Below are 17,939 nucleotides of genomic sequence, written 5' to 3'. Positions count from 1 at the left end.
ACGTCGATGATCGAGGGCGCTTGCGCTTTTCTTATTTTAGTAAACGTAATCCATTTAAGATAACCAAAATGGTACTTCCTTCATGGCCTATAACACCAAGAGGGAGGTCGATAAACTGTAGAAAATTTGATATGATTAACAACGTAATAACTGCTAGGGAAAAGACAACATTTTGCTTCACGATAACATTCATTCTTTTGGAAAGCTTAATGGCTTCTGCTATTTTCGGCAATTCATTTTTCATTAATACAACATCAGCTGTTTCTAAAGCAACGTCAGTACCTTCTCCCATGGCAATCCCAACATTGGCACTTGCTAAGGCAGGGGCGTCATTAATGCCGTCACCGACCATGGCAATGTGTTCAAAATGTTTGTTCAGCTCTTTTACGTGATTTACTTTTTCTTCAGGTAAACAACCAGCTATATAATGATCAATCCCACATTCATCCGCGATGGCTTTAGCTGTCCGTTCATGGTCACCCGTAAGCATAACGGTATAAATTCCTAGGTTTTTTAGAGTTTGTAGAGCTTGCTTGGTATCTTTGCGAATAGTATCTTTAAGAGCAATTAGAGCTACAATTTTCTTTTCCTTGGAAGCAAAAACAAGAGTTTTCCCTTGATCAGCTAGCTCATCAGCTTTCTCTTTCCAAAAATCAGTAGCTTCTTCTACTCCGACAAACTTACCTTTACCAATTTTCCATGTTACGCCATTTATTGTAGCTGAAACACCATTACCAGAGGTATCAAAAACATGGTCAACCTCTAAGGGATCTAATGCATTTTGTTCTTTTACATATCGAACAACGGCTTGAGCAAGTGGGTGATTAGACTGTTTTTCAATCGCAGCGACTGATGAAAGAATCTGTTCTTGATTCTCCTCAGAACTAACAAACACATCAGTTACTTTTGGTTTTCCTTGAGTTAGTGTCCCTGTTTTATCGAAGGCTATCGCTTTGAGATGCCCTAAATTCTCAACATGAACTCCGCCTTTAAACAATATTCCGTGACGAGCTCCGTTAGAAATTGATGATAAGGTAGCCGGCATAATGGATGCCATCAGCGCGCATGGTGATGCAACAACAAGAAGGACCATTGCTCGGTAAATCGTTTCCTGCCAGCCCCATCCAAAGACAAAGTGAGGCATGAACATCATAATTCCGACGACAACAATAACTGATTTCACGTAAACACCCTCAAACTTTTCGATAAAAAGTTGGGAAGGGGATTTTTCACTTTGGGCCGACTGTACCAATTGAATGATTTTTTGAAACAAAGTCTCGCTTTGTGGCTTTGTTATTTCAACGGTAATGCTCCCGTTCAGGTTTACGGTTCCTGCAAAAACTTCTTCTCCGTTGGTTTTATTAACAGGAATAGATTCCCCGGTGATTGCTGCCTCGTCAATAGAGGTGGCTCCTTTAATGATCATACCGTCAGATGGAACTCTTTCACCTGCTTTTATTAAAATTTGGTCGCCAATTTCTAATTCTTTAACGGCCACGAGTTCTTCTCTTCCATTCTTTATACGTAAGGCCTCTTCCGGTTGAAGGTCCATTAAAGCTGAGATTTCCTTGTGACTCTTGTTCATAGTATAAGTTTCAAGTGCTCCACTTAATCCGAAAATAAAGATGAGTATAGCCCCTTCAACCCAATAGCCAATAGCGGCTGCGCCGATGGCCGCCAGCACCATTAAGAGCTCTACATTTAAATCTCTTTTCTCTATCGTTTCTTCAAAACCCTCTTTTGCTTTGGCGTATCCACCGATTACATAAGCTCCTATATAAAGGGCTGCAGTTACAGGAGCGGAAAAGGTAGATTCAGTGAACCAGGCAATGAGAATGAGCACACCGCTAATTCCAACAGCAAGTAATTCCCAGTGTTCTTTTAACTGATTGAGAATTCGTTTATTTGAGCTGGTTTGATCAACGGAAGGATGATCTTTTGAGGTACTTAACAATTCGGCATTACTGGACATGTTATCAACTCCGTTCATCTAATTGAGAATAAAGTTCAAAGCCATTCAGCTTATAAACAGTTAATTATAGGTAAATTCCAATTGACATTCATTCTCATTAGATTATAATTATTATAATTAAGTATTTGTTATAATCATAACATATTTCCCGTAATCGTCAAGTGGATTAGTCCTACGAAAAATATAAATAATCCTCTCGCCTATCTATGTTAAAATGAACATGGAAATCATTTCCGAGGGGGTAAATGTAGATTTCCTTCTACAAGTTCTTGCGTCTGTCATTTTATTAATTGGAATTTTTGCTGCGTTTGCAGTAGACGATTTTATGGTGGTTTTTTCTACGTTTGTATTTGTCATGATCGTGTTTGGATTAGCTGAAATCATCCATATACTACACAATATTTTTTATCAGTTAAAAGATGAAAAAGATGATGCAGGTGACAGGAACGAAACTTCATTAGATCAGTGGTTTCATACCATTATTCCTTTGAATGAACAAGAAAAGGATAATGTATATAAGTTGTTTGAACACCAGAAGAAACGGGATATAAATATCATTTCATCTCCTATAAAACAACATTGCATCGTCTCGGTTAAGAATGCTGTCTATGTGGATGAAGCAGAAGTGGAGATTTTGAACAAAGCACCAGAAGGATCAGGAGAATGGGCGAAAGAGAAAAAGGGGATTACTTTATAATAAAAATGCTGCCGACATAGACGCCGGCAGCATTTTCTTTCCATCCCCATATTTTATTCCTCAGACAGTTCTTCTGACTCTTTTTGCAAATAAACTGTACGGCTAGGGAAAGCGACGGAAACACCTTCTTTTTCAAGAATTTCCATAATGGCAAAATTAATGTTTTCTTTTACTAGCAAAAATTCGCCCCAATTGGTTGTCTTCGTAAAGAAATACAAAAAGATATCCAGGCTACTATTATTGTACGTATTAAAGGTAACAAAAATAGTTTCCGGATGAATGTCTTCATGCCCTTTGAGCAGCTCTCTAATTTGCTGAACCACTTTTTCAAGCTTGTCCTTCGGAGTATCATAAGTAACTCCAAGGTTAAACGTAATTTGCCTTTTCCCCATCTGACTCCAGTTCGTAATAGGTTCATTAGCGAGCGTAGCGTTAGGGACAGTAACAATAGCCTGTGCGAACGTTCTTACTCTCGTGCTTCTAAAAGTAATATCCTCAACTGTTCCCTCGACACTTGGTGTTGAAATCCAATCTCCACTCCCAAACGGTTTTTCTGTGATGATAACAATCCCACCAAAAAGATTTCCCAAAGCATCCTTGGCAGCCAATGCGAAGGCCAATCCTCCTAAACCAAGACCAGCAACAAAGCCATTCACGTCATAATTAAACTCCTGAGCAATGACACTTAAAGCAATGGCTATGATCACAAAACGGATCGCTTTTGATAGAAAAGGGATTAGAATTTGATCAATTTCAATATTTAACTCCTCATTTAATTTTGAAAAAAATAGCGAGCTGCTGGAGGAAAGATTATAAAAACCCCATGCAATTAAGAAGATGGCAAAAGAACGAATGATATGTAAAAAGGTTTCATTGGTCTGGCTTAAAAACGGAAAATAACCAATAGCAATATAAAGACCAATAATTAAAAATGCCCATCGAATAGGTCTTTCAAAAGCAGTAAATAAGTTAGTAAAAAAAACAGTTGGTGACTTTTTGCTGAGTCTAAGAATTATTTTAAATACATACTTGGAAAATAACTTTCTCAGGATCAAAAAAATCAAAAATATTCCTACTGCAATCCCTGTATCCACTAGGGCGCCGAAGTTACTCTGATAAAATTCATAGAAATCAAACGAAAATGAAGGCATTTTTTTCAACCTCACTTTTATCCCGTATGAACGGGAAGTAATAACCCCTTAAATTCTTGAGTAAAACGAGAAGAGTAGGGGGGCAATCTGCTCATAAAAGTCCGATTATTTCAAATATCTTTAGGCCATACCTTTCAGTGAGAAGGAAGTTTCACTTTATTTTTTAGGCACTATTATCTTACCACAAAAAACTCTAAGGAAGTTCTTTAGACTCTGAGTTAATCCCGTATGAACGGGAAGTAATACCCCCCTTCAAATCTTAAGGTAAAACGAGAAGAATAGGGGGACAATCTGCCCGTAAATTTAAGTCATAATCTTGTGTTGTAACCAATTAGTAGGGAAGAGAATGGCACTGATTGAAGTTTCACCTTACAGTGGTTCTAAATTCGCCATTGGTCTATGTTCTTTATTGGATACCAGTGCAATTAAAACAAGAAATAACATAAAAGTAATAACATAGAAAAAGGACACATCTGGGAAGTATTCAATAAAAACTCCACCTAGATAAGGTCCTACGATACTCCCAAGGCTAAATGCAATCCCGCACATAATGTTTCCAGCTGGGAGTAAAGATTTTGGTAAAAGATCTGTCATATAAGAGATTCCTAGAGAAAACAAAGAACCCACAAAAATCCCTGCAAGGGTAAAAGTAATAAATAGCCATACGACCGAATGTTCAAAAATTGCAGCCAGAAGAAATGTGAAAACTCCCGCAGTAATAACGGAGGATAAAATTTTCTTCCTTCCATATTTATCACTCATAATCCCGAGAGGAAGCTGAGAAAGTAAGCTACCAAATGAAAAGCAAGGGATGATTATGGAAAGGGTGTCAACATCGTGACCAATCCTCATTCCATAAACAGGAAAAATTCCGTTTAATGTTGCTTCCAAAAACCCATAGCCAAGAGGGGGGAGGAACGCTACCCATGCATATTTCAATGTTTGTGCGAAACGGCCGATAGAACCAGAGTTTCGAACAGAGCCTATCTCTTCTTTTTCGGGCATTTCATTCCTAACCCAAAAAACCAAAGACCATACGAGTAAGCTCAACAAAGCTGAAATAAAAAATGGAAGGCGTTGGTCAATTTCCAACAAGCGTGTCATTAAAGGACCAACAGCAAATCCAAACCCAAAGGAAAGTCCGTATAAAGCAATATTTCTTCCTCTACGGTCAACGGCAGAAGTCGCTGTTATCCATGTTTGAGTTCCAAAATGGAGCATGTGATCTCCAATTCCGATGAGAACACGAAGAATGAACCAAAACCATAACGACTCCCAAAAAGGAAATAACCCAAGTGATAGAAAGACAAGGGCTCCTCCTACAACAATCATAGGTTTGTATCCAAAAGCTCGCATTGGTTTTTCCATAAATGGAGAAGCAATTAAAACTCCTATGTATAATCCAGTCGCATGAAGACCATTGATGGAGGATGAAATACCGCTATGCTCTAAAATGATCGCAATAAGTGGAAGAAGCATTCCCTGTGAAAAACCAGAAATCATAACAATTAAAATAAGGACTCGAAAGCGCCCGTGCTCTGATAGCATAAGCATACCCCTTTTGTGACGTTAAAAATCTTTCTTGATTTAATGTAACATATTCTTTCATGAATGACTTCTTAGAATAATTGTATAAGTTTAATTCTTTACGAAAAAACTAAGCAAAAAATGAAAGGATCGTGACGTCTACTATGAAATCTAAATTCAGACTTACCTTTTTAATTATAGTTATTTCTATAGTTTTACCAATGCAGACTTTCGCTTTTAATTTGGCTGAAGACAAAAAGGAACCAAAAGTGGAGGAGAAAAAAGAAGATAGTGTAAAAGAGAAGTCAAATTACGGTGTACCAAGTCATGTATTATCTATTAGTCAAGAAAACACCTATCCCAATTCTACACAGGATCAAACGGTACTCGAGCCAAGTGAGTTAACAAAAGAACTTTTAGAAAATGTGGATACGCCTATTGAAAATCCAGAGTTAATTCGTATGCTTAATGAATCGTCATTAAAAACTTCCCCGCTTGCAATCGGTTATCGCGGAATGATTTACATGGGGCACTGGCCTATCAATTATGAATCAAATGAAACAAGCATTAACTGGGAGTATCATGAAATTAATACCAATCGCATCAATAATCTAGGTGGAAAAGAGCAACAAACCCTTCATTATCAACAAGAAGAGGAAAAGCATGTGAAAGGTGCCTTAACGACTAAGATAGATCAAGCCAAAGAAATTAAAAAGATGATGCTTCTGAAGGCACATGAAGAAACGGAACTTCCATTAGCCTTTCATACTGTTATTGGCCAAGGTACTAAAAAAGCAAATAGCTACGGAATTCCACCAAAGCAAATTGGAACATTAAAAGCCTTTGCGCCAGCAGTTAATGAAAAAGGCGTGGTTACCTTCGCAGAAGTATATCTAGAGCTAAAAGGATCTAAGAAAAAACTCGTAGTCAAAAATGTAACCCGCCAAGGAATCGGAGCCTGGATCCCCGTCCAAGACTACGTATCCTTCGGCTTTACACTAAAAGACCACTAGAGCTGCACCGAGAGGGGACGGGAACACCTGGAGGGGACAGGAACACAGGATTTTTAAACCTTTTCCTTCAAGAAAAACTTGTGGTACCATGTGGGATGCGCACAGTATGTGCTGTGGGGACGGGAACACCGTCTCATCCCACTTCTCAGTGGTACCACAGGATTCTGAAAAAAGCTGCAAAAAGGAGACCATTCATGGCGGACCAATCAACCAAAATACAAGAGCTGAAAACTCGTTTATCAGTGTTTATGGATAGGGTGGACAGACTGGATCCAGAAACAATTTCAGTAGAAGATATTGATCAACTCATAGCTATGCTTGACGAACTAGAGAAAATGTATGAGTAAAAGTGTGGAGAAATTCTCCACACTTTTTTTACAAGATAAGTATAAAATTTGTCTAGCTCCGGGCCAAAAGAGACGCACGGAATCAGAGTAGACGCGCAAGCTAAGCGAATAGACGCGCGAATCACCAAAAGTGACGCGCGCCGGACCAAAAGAGACGCACGGAATCAGAGTAGACGCGCAAGCTAAGCGAATAGACGCGCAAATCACGCAAACGGACGCGCGCCGGGCCAAAAGTGACGCACGGAATCAGAGTAGACGCACAAGCTAAGCGAATAGACGCGCAAATCACCGAAACGGACGTGCGCCGGGCCAAAAGTGACGCACGGAATCAGAGTAGACGCACAAGCTAAGCGAATAGACGCGCAAATCACCGAAACGGACGCGCGCCGAACCAAAAGTGACGCACGGAATCGGAGTAGACGCGCAAACTAAGCGAATAGACGCTCGAATCACCAAAAGTGACGCGCGCCGGACCGAAAGTGACGCACGGAATCGGAGTAGACGCGCAAGCTAAGCGAATAGACGCGGAAATCACCGAAACGGACGCGCGCCGGGGCAAAAGAGACGCACGGAATCGGAGTAGACGCGCAAACTAAGCGAATAGACGCGCGAATCACCAAAACGGACGCGCGCCGGGCCAAAAGAGACGCACGGAATCAGAGCAGACGCTCTAACATGTAGTTTTCAACTAAAGTGGAAAACATTTCCCTTCTCGAATAAACAAAACAATCGTATAATCGTTTTGTAAACGTTTTACGAGGGGGAAATGGGAGATGGAAAAGTTTCAGGAAAGCATGTATCAACTAATAGTGGAGACTTCCACTAATTTACCTAAAGATGTTAGACGAGCCGTGAAGAAGGCGTGTGAGCAGGAAAGTGCTGGCACACGAGCGGCTATGTCTTTAGGAACAATCACGAACAATATTCAAATGGCGGATGAAAAGGTATCACCAATTTGCCAGGACACCGGTCTACCTACATTTAAGTTAAAGGTTCCAGTTGGTGTAAACCAACTTGAAATGAAAAAGGCTATTTTGGCAGCCATTGAACAAGCAACAAAAGATGGAAAACTTCGTCCGAATTCAGTTGATTCACTTACAGGGGAAAATAGTGGAACAAACCTTGGTGTGGGAACACCCGTGGTTAAATTTGAGCAGTGGGAAGAAAATTATATTGACGCCAAGCTTATATTAAAAGGTGGCGGTTGTGAGAACAAAAATATTCAATACAGCCTCCCAACAGAATTGGAAGGTCTAGGTCGTGCTGGACGCGATTTAGATGGAATTCGTAAATGTATTATGCATTCTGTATACCAAGCGCAAGGTCAAGGATGTTCTGCCGGGTTCATTGGAGTTGGAATTGGAGGAGACCGTACAAGTGGATATGAGCTTGCCAAGGAGCAACTTTTCCGTTCAGTCGATGATGTGAATCCAAATGAAGACCTTCGTAAACTAGAAGAGTATATTTTAGATAACGCTAATAAACTTGGAATTGGTACTATGGGATTTGGTGGAGAAGCTACTTTGTTAGGATGTAAGATCGGTGTGATGAATCGAATTCCTGCTAGCTTCTATGTCTCTGTAGCTTATAACTGCTGGGCATTTCGCCGCCTTGGAGTGAATATCAATCCAGACACTGGAGCGATTACAGATTGGCAATATCAAGAGGGTGAAAAAACTACTTTTGAAAAAGAAGAGTCTAAAGGTGAAGCACGTGTTGTTGAGCTAACTGCCCCTATTTCTGAAGAGCAGATTCGATCCCTTAAAGTTGGAGATGTTGTAAAAATTAATGGGATTATGCACACCGGCCGTGATGCCATCCACAAATACTTAATGGACAATGACTCACCAGTTGATTTAAACGGAGCGGTTCTATACCATTGTGGACCAGTTATGCTGAAGGATGATCAAGGGAACTGGGAAGTGAAGGCTGCTGGTCCAACAACTAGTATCCGTGAGGAACCATATCAAGGAACTGTCATGAAAAAGTTTGGTATTCGTGCTGTTATTGGCAAAGGTGGAATGGGACGAAAAACTCTCGATGCCCTACAAGAGCATGGGGGAGTTTATCTGAATGCTATTGGAGGCGCGGCTCAATATTACGCAGAGCGTATTGAAGGAGTAGAAGGTGTGGATCTTATGGAATTCGGTGTTCCTGAAGCTATGTGGCACCTGCGAGTTAATGGATTTACAGCCATAGTAACCATGGACTCCCATGGAAACAGCCTTCATGAAGACGTTGAAAAATCTTCTTTAGAAAAATTAACTGAATTTAAAGAGCCAGTGTTCGTTTAATCTGATGAGGTCCTCAATGGAGGGCCTTTTTATAAGAAAAGTAAATAATTCCTATTTCCCCTAAACAAACAAGTATTCAAACGTCCATCCTCATATCCAAAAAAAGTGTTAATTTCATCGATTCCCTAATACCATCCCCATCAAAAACATAATAATTTTCTCAATCTTCCGCCTTTTTTAGAACCTATTGATAAAAATTCTTTATCGTGGTAAAACATTAACGTGTTAGATAAATAAACCAATCCCTAATGCAACAAAACTAATACCACACTAATAAAAGTTAGGAGTGACATCATGGCATCGGCTGTTATTATTTCTGTTATTGTAATGTCTTTATTAAGTTTATTTCGCATTAATGTTATTTTGGCAATTATTGCTGCTGGGGTGACTGCTGGGGTAATCAGTGGGTTATCATTCACAGATTCTATATCTTTGCTTGTAGATGGTATGGGTGGACAAGCAAACACAGCACTAAGTTATATCGTTCTTGGAGCTTTTGCAGCAGCTATTAGTTACACAGGAATTACGAATATCTTAGTTTCAACATTAATAAGAGTTTTAAAAGGGAAGCGAGCTACACTTTTATTAATCATCGCAGGAATTGCATCATTATCACAAAACGTGATTCCGGTTCATATTGCTTTTATTCCAATTTTAATTCCACCTTTATTAAAACTTTTCGATGAGATGAAAATTGATAGAAGGGCTGTAGCAACAGCACTTACTTTCGGTTTAAAGGCACCGTATATTATGATTCCTCTAGGATACGGGTTAATTTTTCATCAAACGATTCAAAAGGCAATGGCGCAAAGTGGAACTGAACTATCCATAAACGAAATTGCCTTGTCTTTATTATTACCTGGATCAGGTATGATTGTTGGTTTGTTAATTGCTATTTTCATTACGTATCGTAAGGATCGAGTGATCCAAACGAGCGACCTTAATTTTGAACCAATCAAAATAAATGCAGATAATAAAAAATCAACCAAAATGGAGCTTTCCCACTGGTTAACTTTAGTGGCAATTGTAGCTGCTTTAGTGGTACAAGTTGTAACTGAAAATCTTATTTTAAGTGCATTAACTGGACTTATTCTTATGTTTATCTTATTCGTCGTTCCGATCAAACGTGGAGACAGCTTGATGACGGAAGGCGTTGCTATGATGGGTACCATTGCATTCGTAATGCTAGTTGCTTCTGGTTATGCCCATATTTTAACGGAAACTGGCTCCATTAATCAGTTAGTAGAATCCTCATCAGAAATCATTGGGGATAATAAGATAATGGTTGCATTTGTCCTATTATTAGTCGGTTTATTGATCACGATGGGTATTGGTTCTTCCTTTGGAACAATTCCAATCATTACAGCACTTTATGTTCCAATCTGTTTAGCTGCTGGATTTTCACCCATGGCAATTGCGGCATTAATTGGAACAGCTGGTGCTTTGGGTGATGCAGGTTCACCTGCTTCAGATAGTACTCTTGGACCAACGTCTGGTCTTAATGCAGATGGAAAACACCATCATATTTGGGACACATGTGTTCCAACTTTTATTCACTTTAATATTCCATTATTTATTTTTGGTTGGATTGCAGCAATTATTCTTTAACAAAAAGAATGAAGTCACCTGCTTTGTCTCACACTAAGAAAAAAAGAGCAGGTGAGACTTCATGAATAAAATAATACGATCATTTATATGTAGCTTCATTCTCGTACTACTTTTACCAACGATTACATCCGCTCAAAGCTATGGATGGGGGTTTCAGAAAAGAGGAGAAGGGCTTCCTCCTATTGCTGGAACTTATGAAAACATTCTTCAACAAAACAATGGATATTTTTATGATCCTTCTGGAGAGAAGGTATTATATTTAACTTTTGATAATGGATATGAGCAAGGATATACTGATCAAGTTTTAGATGTGCTAAAAGAGAAAGAGGTGCCAGCTACCTTTTTCGTAACTGGACATTACGTTGAAAGTTCAGAGGAACTGATCCAAAGAATGGTCCAGGAAGGACATATTGTCGGAAACCATTCTTGGAGCCATGCGGATTTTACTACGTTAGGCAAGGAAGAAATTAAAGAAGAACTTCGAAAAGTGGAAGAGGCTGTTGCGAACATTTCCACTCAGCAATCCATGTCTTTTTTAAGACCACCAAGAGGAACTTTTACTCCTGAATCTTTAAGTGCAGCGTCTGAACTTGGATATGCGAACATGTTTTGGTCCCTTGCGTACGTTGATTGGGAAACGAATAATCAAAAGGGTTGGAAACATTCTTATGAACAGGTTATGAAGCAAGTGCATCCTGGAGCAATCATGCTTCTTCATGCTGTATCGAGTGACAATGCCGAGGCATTAAGTCATCTTATTGATGATTTAAGAGAAGAAGGCTACACCTTTAAAAGTCTAAACTACTTTATGAGAAAGCAAATTCTACCTGAACCATTTGTTAAGGATTTTGGATAAAAAAAGATATTTATTAAAAAAAGATTCCTCAGCTTTCGAGGAATCTTTTTTGCAAGATAAAGTATAAAATTTGTCTAGCTCCAGCGAAAAAGTATCATCGAGTAATCTTCGAAGTTTTCCCCCCGAGTAAGGAAAGCTACCTAGAGCTAGTTCGCAGAAACAAGTGCTTTTCTTGTTTCAAGGGCAGCCTATCGACTAGAGTCGGTTCCCTCCTCCCCTTCGATAAGTCAACATCGATGAAGGAGGTTCGGTTAAAAACGAGACATCGTATTGGGACTGCGATTACTCGTCCCACCGAAATGATTCGCAAACCCGAACGGACTCGCATCCTGCGAGCCCTCGTGAACCGTGTTTCCTTTATCCAGGAGGGAACGTAGGCTAAAACCGCGACATCGTGTTGCAACGCCTACGTGACCCACATCCTGTGGGCCTCACCGCCTTACGTCGATGATCAAGGGCGCTTGCGCTTTTCTTAACAGATAGGAAAGTATAAAACATTCCTATCTGCATAAGTACAACTAAGGCATTCGCGACAAAGGCTTGGCGAATGCCGAGTTTTTCTTATATGAGTATGTGCAAAATATTTCTCGAGGGTAAATAAAGCTATTTTCTAGTCAAAAAAGAAAAGGCGCTCTATCATAAATGTATGATTTGACAGGTTAGTACATTTATAGAAAGAGGCCTTCTCATGGAAAAAATTATATCAAAACTATACCAAATAATAAAAAGTACAAATAGCTTAATTGAGCTAGAAGAAAATGTAAAATGACAGTTTTTGTACTTTTACCCTTCTCATGTATAATGTAGTACGAGCATAATGAAGGAAATGAGGATTTTTATGGGAAAACAGAATCAAGAACTAAAACCAGGCGATGAATTTCCATTAACGATTAAAAGACTTGGAATCAATGGTGAAGGAATTGGTTATTTCAAACGTAAGGCTGTGTTTATTCCTGGTGCCCTTCCAGATGAAGAAGTTATAGGGGTTGTTAAGGCGAATCAAGAAAAATTTATACAAGCAGACATAAAGAAGATAAGGAAGCGTTCAAAAGACCGTGTAGATCCTCCGTGTCCAGTTTATGGACCGTGTGGTGGTTGTCAGCTTCAGCATTTAGATTATAAGAAACAATTGGAATATAAACGTGATTTAATTCTTCAGGCTTTTGAAAGATATGCAAAAGGTATGATTACGGAAGATCATGTTCATCCTACATTTGGGTTGGACCATCCATGGGATTACAGGAATAAAAGTCAATTACAAGTTGGCATGGATGGAAAAAAAGTGATCGCTGGTCTTTACGGTCAAGATTCCCATCGTCTTGTAGATATTTCAGACTGCCTTGTGCAGCATCCGCTAACCAATCATATTGCAAAAACGATGAAATCCATCATTCAGGACTTGAAGATTCCTGTTTATAATGAGCGAAATCAAAAAGGTGTTATACGAACGATTGTTTCTAGAGTTGGCTTCCAAACGAAACAAGCGCAACTTGTGTTAGTCACCACATCAAAAGAGTTTCCAAAAAAGGGCCTTCTTGTAAAGGAAATCAAAAAAAGATTACCTGAGATTAATTCTTTAATCTTGAATATAAATAATAAGAAAACCTCGTTGATATTTGGAGAAGAAACTCACCATTTAGAAGGAGCTTGGTATTTGGAAGAAAAGCTTGAGGATATTAGTTTCGAGTTATCGGCTAGAGCTTTTTTTCAACTGAATCCTAAGCAGACAACTAAAATGTACAATGAAGTCAAGCGAGTGGCTAACTTATCAGGAGTAGAAAAGATCGTGGATGCCTACTGTGGAGTGGGAACCATTGGTCTTTGGTTAGCTGACAAAGTGAGTGAGCTCAGGGGAATTGAAGTAATTCCTGATGCGGTAAAAGATGCAGAAAGAAACGCCAAAAAACAAGGGATAAAACATGCAAGCTTTGTAACAGGAAAAGCGGAAGAATGGCTTCCTAAATGGCAAAAAGAAGGGTTCCAACCAGATGTGATTATTGTGGATCCTCCTCGAGTCGGCTGTGAAAACTCATTTTTAGATACGATTAAAAAAGTGAAACCGAAAAAATTTATCTATGTTTCCTGCAATCCATCTACATTAGCTAAAGATATATCTTATCTTAGGAACATATATAAGGTCGAATCTGTTCAGCCGGTGGACATGTTTCCTCAAACCAGCCAGGTGGAGTGTGTTTCACAGTTAATTTTAAAAGAAGGTAACTAACCCTTACAGGAGTTGCCTTTTACATATCTTGTAAAGGATCAACGAAGCTAGAATGGATATGAATATCGCCGTCTTTATGGCAATTCTGAGTAATAACTGTAAAAAGGAATAGGTCCAACAAAGAGACCACGATTGGCCTTTGCAGGTTTGGCTTGCTTATTCCGACGGCTACTGTTAGCTGACTCGGTTTCATACAACCATGCAAAAAATCCAAAGTTTTGAACATTGCCTTCTACTGTATGATTAAGTTATCTAGACATACGATATGAATGTTACTGAACTGACAGATATCTCTAAGCTGATAGGATAGCCTGCCATTTCATGCTAAGCGGGAAAGCTCTCTTGCTACTATCTTTGATTAACACACCTGTTACGTTAATATTTTAAATTACCTTTATAAGCCTTATACCAATGGTGTGGTTGAATTTCTTTTAATGTTTTATAATCCAGATTTCCACTTGAATTCGTTACAGCTGCTTTTACATTTTCTCCCCAGTAAAAAAGTCTTTCTTGACATACGCCACAAGGTGGTAAAACTGTAAATTCAGTATTTTCATCTTCTCTTACAACACAAATAGTATGTGTGATCTTAGTATTAAGTTTATGTGCTTCAAGGATTGCACCTGTTTCAATGCATAACTCAGTTGAAGCATTGATAACATCTGGTGATACACTTGTTAAGATTTGGCCATCCTCTGTATACATTGCTGCTGCTCCGCCCCATCCAGTAGCATATCTTTTTTCTATCAAATCGATTGCAGCTTGATAAAGTTCTTGTTCAATGTTCATTTTCTTATTCCCCCAATTGTTTCGCTCCTCTAATATTACCTTACATAATTCACTTTCCGCACTATCCTGCCCCGTTTGTTTCAATAACAACGCTGCCTGTTCTTATGCTATAAAGATTACTTGCCCTCTGAGTGTAATATGATTAATCATAAGTTAATTTCTTTTTTTAGGTAATACTGCTGATTTTTTTTGTTTGGATGTCCTTCAATTACACCGACTATCTCATAACCGTTTTTTGATAGAAGTCCGGGGCTTGAAAGCTAAAGCCCCCAATTCTAATGCTATATATCCAAATGAAAAAATTAAAAGTGTAAGCTACATCAAAAATGTCATCACCCATCCTAATATAAAATTACCATCGGTGATTTAACATAAATGATAACTTCGATAATATTCAAGTAGCTGTAAATAAGCATGTTAATTTTACACAACATACACATTGGATGTTGTATAATATTTAAATAAGGAGATGATTGTCATGCTAAATATAAAACCGGTTTCAGATTTAAGGAATTATACAGAGGTTCTCAATGAAGTAACGGAAAACAGCCCAGTTTATTTAACCAGAAATGGACGAGGAGAATATGCAATCGTAACAATTAAAGATTTAGAAAAGTTGAAAGCGACTATCAGATTATTGGCTAAGCTTGAAGAAGGTGAGAAATCAGCAAGAGAGAAAGGGTGGATTTCGGCAGATGATGTTGAAGCTATACTAGGAATATAAATATGCCAAAAGTAGAATACTCGCCCAAGGCATTAGAAGATCTGCAATATATAAATGACTATATTATGACAAAATGGGGACAGAATATTGCACAAAGAATATTGAAAAAGATTACGGCAAATATCAGAAGGTTAGAGCAATACCCTGTATCCGGTGTTGAATTAGGCAAACTAATTGATGTGCAAACGGATTATCGTTATATATTTTTAGAAAAGAATTATTTCTTTTATCGTATAGAAAATGATAAAGTTCAAATTGTACGTGTGTTAAATGAACATCAGAATTATATGAAACAATTGTTTGGGAAGAGTTCAGGTTCTGAAGCAGACTATGGGGACGACAATCAGGAGGACAATTGAATTATTACAAGATTAAGGAAACAGGGGTGCTGATCCCCTGCAAAAATATTTATTTGGAAACCACCGTGAAGGAATTTTCCAAAATAAGAAAGAACGATCAAGGGACGCAGGGACAGGAACCATGTCCCACCAAGTTCCCTGCCGCTATCCCAAATAATTTTTTGTTAGAGCCAACGGACAAAAATCCAAGACCTTTGATAATACTGGTTTCATCCAAATACAACTTGTGAAATTGGTACTGTAACCTCTTGGTGGAACGAATCTTTTGTAATTTGTCAAACCCCATTTCGGATGGAATATAGCCAAATTCGCTTGTTTACTAATATGAATAACCAAATTGTTTAAAGGGTTTTATTTAAAAATTTCTTTATCAGGATTTTAATTTTGTCCTGTGGCTCTTAATGAAAAAGGGACAGGAAAGAGCCTAATAGGATATCGGATATACAAACAGAAATGGGACAATAAACCTGTCCCAATGTCCCTAAGGCGAAACCTGAACGAATACAATGGAGAAAGTAGAGAAAATATTTAAAAGATGCTCTATTCTTTTGAATAACCTTTCCATAAAGGTTGAGTAACAAAATGATGGTTAATATATAGCTGCAAAATTGAATTACCATATTTATCCATTAGCACCCCAATTTAAGCAACAGAGGTAGTAAATAACTAAACCTACTTATAAAAATCATTCTAGAGATATATTTAAAGAGGCTATTTTGATCAAATTTTTTCAATTTGAAGGAAAACTAATATTGCTATCCAATTTTCAGTGAAATTTTTCTGAAAGGTTAAGGAAGAGCTACAAGTAATATACGAGGAGGAACATCCATGAGAGCAATCATTGTTAAACAACCGGGCGGCGCGGAACAATTACAAATTGAAGAATATGTTAAACCAATCCCAAAAGACGGAGAATTATTAATCAAAGTAAAGGCTGCAGCTGTTAATCGAACAGATATCGTTAATAGGGAAAGCAGTTCAGGTTATTTGAACAATCTGATTTTAGGTGTCGAAGTTGCTGGAACTGTTGAAAAAGCGGGTGCAGGTGCAAAAACAGCAGTTGGCACGAACGTTATGGGACTTGTGAATGGAGGTGGTTATGCAGAATACGTAGTGATGCCGGATGATAGAGCGATGGTGATTCCGGAAAACCTTTCATTTGAAGAGGCTGCAGCTATTCCTGAAGTATTTTTGACTGCTTACCAAACGTTATTTTGGATAGGACAATTACGTGAAGGTAAAAACGTGTTAATTCATGCGGGCGGAAGTGGAGTGGGAACGGCAGCGATTCAGCTTGCCAAACAAATTGGACAAGCGAATGTAATTACAACAGCCGGTTCCAAAGAGAAGTTAGACTTTTGTCGGTCATTAGGCGCAGATGCTTGTATAAACTATAAAGAACAGAATTTTGATGAGGAAGTATTGAATACGACCAAAAATCAAGGGGTTGATTTAATCCTTGATTTCATTGGTGCATCCTATTGGAGAAAAAATCTTGCTAGTATAAAAGTAGATGGACGATGGGTGTTGATTGGAATTTTAGGTGGTGCAGAAATTGAAAAGTTCAATTTAATGGATGTAATCTCAAAACGGATCCAGCTGACTGGAACGCTGCTCACACCAAGAAGCGATGAATACAAGGCAGCACTAACATCCGAATTTTCCTCTAAAACTCTAGAGCTTTTTCGTAATAACAAGCTTCGTCCAGTTGTTGATCATGTATTTGCTTTTGATCAAATCCAACAAGCACATGAACATATGGAGAACAACAAAAATATCGGGAAGATTATTATAAAGGTCAATTAACAGCTAGATATCTCTAACTACATTGCATGATGAATTTGCCACAACACTCACAACAGAGCAACTAATTAACGATTTTATCAAATAAGCTTATTCAATTATAGGGCGCTATTGTTGGATATCATAAGCCTAATACCTCGCTAAAAATACGAAGGGATTAGGCTTTTTATCTTTCAAAATCCTTAACGTTGTAAATCCGCTTTTATTGAGGTTACCCCATTGGTAAACGCATTGGCAACAAGTGATAAGTCCCGTGTGGCAATCGCTGGTAAAAAACATGGCAGAAGTGGTACATTCTTATGGCCGTAATCACAAAGTAACTCTGTTATGTATTCGGCATTAAAAAACATCCTCTTTTAATAGAAAAGGAGGATAGTTTTTAAGAAATATTATTCATAATTTTCTTAATAAAACTACCTATTATTACTCCGGGAAAGACAAACAACATTGGGAGCCAAACAGGCCCCAATAACACTCCGAATATCGTTACGTTTGAGGAAACAATCAATCCTACGGTCACAAAAAATGCACTGAATAAAAACCCAACTTGTGAAGTTGGTACCGTAACCTCTTGG

At 38.4% G+C, this 17,939-nt stretch carries 17 protein-coding genes and 1 pseudogene; 11 read left to right on the top strand and 7 right to left on the bottom strand.

Annotated elements, in window-relative coordinates; translation table 11 throughout:
* Positions 1-31: 31 nt before the first annotated feature.
* Positions 32-1,972 carry a heavy metal translocating P-type ATPase gene (locus tag RZN25_15895; GenBank protein ID MEQ6378295.1) on the bottom strand — a complete coding sequence of 647 codons (1,941 nt, stop codon included), beginning with the start codon at positions 1,970-1,972 and terminating at the stop codon, positions 32-34.
* Positions 1,973-2,192: 220 nt separating this feature from the next.
* Here RZN25_15895 and RZN25_15890 point away from each other — a divergent pair, with 220 nt between their 5' ends.
* Positions 2,193-2,669 carry a hypothetical protein gene (locus tag RZN25_15890; protein MEQ6378294.1) on the top strand — a complete coding sequence of 159 codons (477 nt, stop codon included), beginning with the start codon at positions 2,193-2,195 and terminating at the stop codon, positions 2,667-2,669.
* A 53-nt stretch (positions 2,670-2,722) separates the two neighbouring features.
* Here RZN25_15890 and RZN25_15885 read toward each other — a convergent pair whose 3' ends face one another.
* Positions 2,723-3,820: a mechanosensitive ion channel family protein gene (locus RZN25_15885; GenBank protein ID MEQ6378293.1), complete on the bottom strand. Its 1,098-nt coding sequence runs from the start codon at positions 3,818-3,820 to the stop codon at positions 2,723-2,725.
* Positions 3,821-4,189: 369 nt separating this feature from the next.
* Positions 4,190-5,368, bottom strand: a complete 1,179-nt coding sequence (locus tag RZN25_15880) for an MFS transporter (protein ID MEQ6378292.1) — start codon at positions 5,366-5,368, stop codon at positions 4,190-4,192.
* Between the two features lie 143 nt (positions 5,369-5,511).
* Here RZN25_15880 and RZN25_15875 point away from each other — a divergent pair, with 143 nt between their 5' ends.
* The 6 genes from RZN25_15875 (at position 5,512) to rlmD (ending at position 13,689) form a co-directional block, all read left to right on the top strand.
* Positions 5,512-6,360 (top strand): YfkD family protein, encoded by an 849-nt coding sequence (locus RZN25_15875; protein MEQ6378291.1) that lies wholly within the window; start codon positions 5,512-5,514, stop codon positions 6,358-6,360.
* 194 nt (positions 6,361-6,554) lie between these two features.
* Positions 6,555-6,707, top strand: coding sequence for an SE1561 family protein (locus RZN25_15870; GenBank protein ID MEQ6378290.1), 153 nt, complete (start codon positions 6,555-6,557; stop codon positions 6,705-6,707).
* A 773-nt stretch (positions 6,708-7,480) separates the two neighbouring features.
* Positions 7,481-9,001 (top strand): fumarate hydratase, encoded by a 1,521-nt coding sequence (locus RZN25_15865; GenBank protein ID MEQ6378289.1) that lies wholly within the window; start codon positions 7,481-7,483, stop codon positions 8,999-9,001.
* A gap of 294 nt (positions 9,002-9,295) precedes the next feature.
* Positions 9,296-10,609: a Na+/H+ antiporter family protein gene (locus RZN25_15860; GenBank protein ID MEQ6378288.1), complete on the top strand. Its 1,314-nt coding sequence runs from the start codon at positions 9,296-9,298 to the stop codon at positions 10,607-10,609.
* 61 nt (positions 10,610-10,670) lie between these two features.
* The gene (gene pdaA / locus RZN25_15855) at positions 10,671-11,465 is read left to right on the top strand and encodes a delta-lactam-biosynthetic de-N-acetylase (protein MEQ6378287.1); all 795 of its coding nucleotides are present in this window, start codon (positions 10,671-10,673) and stop codon (positions 11,463-11,465) included.
* Between the two features lie 838 nt (positions 11,466-12,303).
* Positions 12,304-13,689, top strand: a complete 1,386-nt coding sequence (rlmD, locus tag RZN25_15850; protein ID MEQ6378286.1) for a 23S rRNA (uracil(1939)-C(5))-methyltransferase RlmD — start codon at positions 12,304-12,306, stop codon at positions 13,687-13,689.
* 19 nt (positions 13,690-13,708) lie between these two features.
* Here rlmD and RZN25_15845 read toward each other — a convergent pair whose 3' ends face one another.
* Both RZN25_15845 and RZN25_15840 read right to left on the bottom strand, forming a co-directional pair.
* Entirely contained in the window at positions 13,709-13,915 is a 207-nt protein-coding gene (locus RZN25_15845) for a hypothetical protein (GenBank protein ID MEQ6378285.1), read from the bottom strand.
* A 149-nt stretch (positions 13,916-14,064) separates the two neighbouring features.
* Positions 14,065-14,478, bottom strand: a complete 414-nt coding sequence (locus RZN25_15840; GenBank protein ID MEQ6378284.1) for a cytidine deaminase — start codon at positions 14,476-14,478, stop codon at positions 14,065-14,067.
* A 478-nt stretch (positions 14,479-14,956) separates the two neighbouring features.
* On the opposite strand from RZN25_15840, the gene RZN25_15835 reads away from it, so the two are divergent.
* The 4 genes and pseudogenes from RZN25_15835 (at position 14,957) to RZN25_15820 (ending at position 17,452) form a co-directional block, all read left to right on the top strand.
* Positions 14,957-15,202: a type II toxin-antitoxin system prevent-host-death family antitoxin gene (locus tag RZN25_15835; GenBank protein MEQ6378283.1), complete on the top strand. Its 246-nt coding sequence runs from the start codon at positions 14,957-14,959 to the stop codon at positions 15,200-15,202.
* A gap of 2 nt (positions 15,203-15,204) precedes the next feature.
* Complete coding sequence (locus RZN25_15830; GenBank protein ID MEQ6378282.1) at positions 15,205-15,561, top strand: type II toxin-antitoxin system RelE/ParE family toxin; 357 nt, start codon at positions 15,205-15,207, stop codon at positions 15,559-15,561.
* Between the two features lie 828 nt (positions 15,562-16,389).
* Positions 16,390-17,367 (top strand): NAD(P)H-quinone oxidoreductase, encoded by a 978-nt coding sequence (locus tag RZN25_15825; GenBank protein ID MEQ6378281.1) that lies wholly within the window; start codon positions 16,390-16,392, stop codon positions 17,365-17,367.
* Positions 17,368-17,374: 7 nt separating this feature from the next.
* Positions 17,375-17,452: pseudogene (locus RZN25_15820) on the top strand (cysteine hydrolase).
* A 94-nt stretch (positions 17,453-17,546) separates the two neighbouring features.
* Here the strand turns inward: RZN25_15820 and RZN25_15815 are convergent.
* Together RZN25_15815 and RZN25_15810 are read right to left on the bottom strand one after the other, a co-directional pair.
* Positions 17,547-17,714 carry a hypothetical protein gene (locus tag RZN25_15815; protein ID MEQ6378280.1) on the bottom strand — a complete coding sequence of 56 codons (168 nt, stop codon included), beginning with the start codon at positions 17,712-17,714 and terminating at the stop codon, positions 17,547-17,549.
* A gap of 29 nt (positions 17,715-17,743) precedes the next feature.
* Positions 17,744-17,939 (bottom strand): hypothetical protein (locus RZN25_15810; protein MEQ6378279.1); only part of this gene is annotated, 196 nt, incomplete at its 5' end.

The organism is Bacillaceae bacterium S4-13-56, assembly GCA_040191315.1.
Taxonomy (GTDB): Bacteria; Bacillota; Bacilli; order Bacillales; family JAWJLM01; genus JAWJLM01.
Note: the sequence above shows the minus strand (reverse complement) of the source record. Positions and strands in the feature narration are given on the sequence as shown.

Excerpts from the sequence above, each read along its gene's own strand:
- RZN25_15895 (MEQ6378295.1), bottom strand. The coding sequence starts at position 1,972 with ATGTCCAGTAATGCCGAATTGTTAAGTACCTCAAAAGATCATCCTTCC.
- RZN25_15890 (MEQ6378294.1), top strand. The coding sequence starts at position 2,193 with ATGGAAATCATTTCCGAGGGGGTAAATGTAGATTTCCTTCTACAAGTT.
- RZN25_15885 (MEQ6378293.1), bottom strand. The coding sequence starts at position 3,820 with ATGCCTTCATTTTCGTTTGATTTCTATGAATTTTATCAGAGTAACTTC.
- RZN25_15880 (MEQ6378292.1), bottom strand. The coding sequence starts at position 5,368 with ATGCTATCAGAGCACGGGCGCTTTCGAGTCCTTATTTTAATTGTTATG.
- RZN25_15875 (MEQ6378291.1), top strand. The coding sequence starts at position 5,512 with ATGAAATCTAAATTCAGACTTACCTTTTTAATTATAGTTATTTCTATA.
- RZN25_15870 (MEQ6378290.1), top strand. The coding sequence starts at position 6,555 with ATGGCGGACCAATCAACCAAAATACAAGAGCTGAAAACTCGTTTATCA.
- RZN25_15865 (MEQ6378289.1), top strand. The coding sequence starts at position 7,481 with ATGGAAAAGTTTCAGGAAAGCATGTATCAACTAATAGTGGAGACTTCC.
- RZN25_15860 (MEQ6378288.1), top strand. The coding sequence starts at position 9,296 with ATGGCATCGGCTGTTATTATTTCTGTTATTGTAATGTCTTTATTAAGT.
- pdaA (MEQ6378287.1), top strand. The coding sequence starts at position 10,671 with ATGAATAAAATAATACGATCATTTATATGTAGCTTCATTCTCGTACTA.
- rlmD (MEQ6378286.1), top strand. The coding sequence starts at position 12,304 with ATGGGAAAACAGAATCAAGAACTAAAACCAGGCGATGAATTTCCATTA.
- RZN25_15845 (MEQ6378285.1), bottom strand. The coding sequence starts at position 13,915 with ATGTTCAAAACTTTGGATTTTTTGCATGGTTGTATGAAACCGAGTCAG.
- RZN25_15840 (MEQ6378284.1), bottom strand. The coding sequence starts at position 14,478 with ATGAACATTGAACAAGAACTTTATCAAGCTGCAATCGATTTGATAGAA.
- RZN25_15835 (MEQ6378283.1), top strand. The coding sequence starts at position 14,957 with ATGCTAAATATAAAACCGGTTTCAGATTTAAGGAATTATACAGAGGTT.
- RZN25_15830 (MEQ6378282.1), top strand. The coding sequence starts at position 15,205 with ATGCCAAAAGTAGAATACTCGCCCAAGGCATTAGAAGATCTGCAATAT.
- RZN25_15825 (MEQ6378281.1), top strand. The coding sequence starts at position 16,390 with ATGAGAGCAATCATTGTTAAACAACCGGGCGGCGCGGAACAATTACAA.
- RZN25_15815 (MEQ6378280.1), bottom strand. The coding sequence starts at position 17,714 with ATGTTTTTTAATGCCGAATACATAACAGAGTTACTTTGTGATTACGGC.